At 72.8% G+C, this 2,036-nt stretch carries 3 protein-coding genes; all 3 read right to left on the reverse strand.

What is annotated here, in order from left to right; all coding sequences use genetic code 11:
• Nucleotides 1-404 (reverse strand): hypothetical protein (locus tag ACFVUS_RS43750; protein ID WP_387781427.1); only part of this gene is annotated, 404 nt, incomplete at its 3' end.
• The gene (locus ACFVUS_RS43755) at nucleotides 401-1,264 is read right to left on the reverse strand and encodes a SigE family RNA polymerase sigma factor (protein WP_387781430.1); all 864 of its coding nucleotides are present in this window, start codon (nucleotides 1,262-1,264) and stop codon (nucleotides 401-403) included. The genes ACFVUS_RS43755 and ACFVUS_RS43750, both read right to left, overlap by 4 nt.
• A 169-nt stretch (nucleotides 1,265-1,433) precedes the next feature.
• A partial coding sequence (locus tag ACFVUS_RS43760; RefSeq protein WP_387781433.1) for an Asd/ArgC dimerization domain-containing protein occupies nucleotides 1,434-2,036 on the reverse strand: 603 nt, incomplete at its 5' end.

The following is a 2,036-nucleotide window of genomic DNA, read 5'->3' on the forward strand; positions in this document are numbered from 1 at the left end:
CCCGTGGCGCCCAGGCCCTCGCCGCTCTTGCCGGGGGCCTTCGGGGGCTTCTGGGCGAGGGCGCCCGATCCGTTCTGGTGCGGGTCGGAGGCGGCGCCGTGCTTGCCGCCCTGCTGCTCCCCGTGCCCGGCGATGGCCGAGTGCCCCGTGGTGGCGTCCTCGGCGGCCGTCAGCCGGATCGCGGTGGGGATCGCCGTACCGGCCAGCAGCACGGCCGCTGCGGCTCCGACGAGCACCTGCCGTTTGCGCGCCCGGCGGGCGGGGACGGCGTACCGCAGCCGGTCCAGCGCGCCCTCGGAGGGCCGGAGGTCCTGGACGGCGCCACTGAGCAGGCTCCGCAGCACCGCTTCCTCGCCGCTCTCACCGAGTTCGTGGTCCGGCGCGTTCTTGTGGTCGTCCCTCATGACTGCGCAGCCTCCATCGCCACCCGCAGCGCGGCAATGCCCCGCGATCCGTACGCCTTCACCGAGCCGAGCGAGACGCCGAGCGTCTCGGCGACCTGGGACTCCGTCATGTCCGCGAAGTACCGCAGCACCAGTACCTCGCGCTGGCGCCGCTGGAGTCCCCGCATCGCCTTGATGAGGTCGTCCCGCTCCAGCTGGTCGTACGCGCCCTCCTCGGCGCTGGCCATGTCCGGCATCGGCTTCGACAGCAGCTTGAGGCCGAGGATCCGGCGGCGCAGTGCGGAGCGCGAGAGGTTGACGACGGTCTGGCGCAGGTACGCCAGCGTCTTGTCGCGGTCCCGGACCCGGTTGCGGGCCGAGTGGACGCGTATGAAGGCCTCTTGGACCACGTCCTCGCAGGAGGCGGTGTCGTCGAGGAGCAGCGCGGCGAGCCCGAGGAGCGAGCGGTAGTGCGCCTGGTAGGTCTCCGTGAGGTGGTCGACGGTGGTACCGGCCACCACGACCTTCTCGGCGCTCTCGGCGCTCTCGCCGCCCGCGGCGCTCTCCGCCGTCGGTGCGGTCTCCGCCGTCGGTGCGGTCTCCGCCGTCTCGGCCGCACCGGCGCTCCCCGCGGTCCCGGAGGTCGCCGCCGGGGTGTCGCCCCCGACGCCTTCCGAGCTATCGCGGGGTGAGGGCACGCGGCCGCCCCGGGTCGGTGCCACGGGCGGTGACGCAACGGGCAGCGGTGTGACGGGAGTCGCGCCGGTGGGCGGGACGGGCATGATCACCTGGATCTCGCCGGGTAGGCGGGACCGCCGGCGCGACGGACCGATTCCGGTGCGCGCCGGTACGACGGCGAAGTCGAGCAATGCCTCTGCCACGCCCGTTGGACACGCGTCCCCCCGTCAGGGTTGTACGCGCGAGGCAGACCATCCAGCAATATTCCGATTGCCCTCATGCGTACCCGCTCTTCCCGATTGCCCCGTCTTTCGAGACGGCAGTCGGGCCATCACCTTGATCAAGGGATCGACACCGATCCTACAAAGTGAATTACGCAGATTCACCTGCGATCAGTTCCGAGATCTGAGTCGCATTCAGGGCCGCGCCCTTGCGGAGATTGTCGGCGCAGACGAAGAACTCCAGCGCGTGATCGTCATCGAGCGAGGCCCGCACCCGGCCCACCCACGCCGGATCCGTCCCGGCCGCGTCCGCCGGAGTCGGGAACTCCCCCGCCGCCGGGTCGTCGACGAGGACCACCCCGGGCGCCCCCTCCAGGATCTCGCGCGCGTGCGCCGCGTCCACCCGGTTCTCGAACCGCGCCCGGACCGTCAGCGAATGCCCGGCCAGCACCGGTACCTGTACGCAGGTCACCGCCACCGGCAGGTCCGGCAGCTCCAGGATCCGCCGGGTCTCCGCCCGTACGGCCAGCTCGTGCGAGGACCAGCCGCCCTCGCGCAGCTCCCCGGACCACGGCAGCACGTTGAGGGCGAGCGGGCCGGCGAAGGGCCCGGTGTCCTCGCCCACGGCACGGCGCACGTCCCCGGGCTTCTCCCCCAGGTCGGTCCCGGCGACCAGTGACAACTGGCGCCGCAGCGCCTCCGAGCCGGCCCGCCCCGCCGCGCTCGCGGCCTGGTACGAGGAGACGCCCAGGTC

The sequence above is a fragment of the Nocardia sp. NPDC058058 genome (genome assembly GCF_042885355.1).
Taxonomy (GTDB): domain Bacteria; phylum Actinomycetota; class Actinomycetes; order Mycobacteriales; family Mycobacteriaceae; genus Nocardia.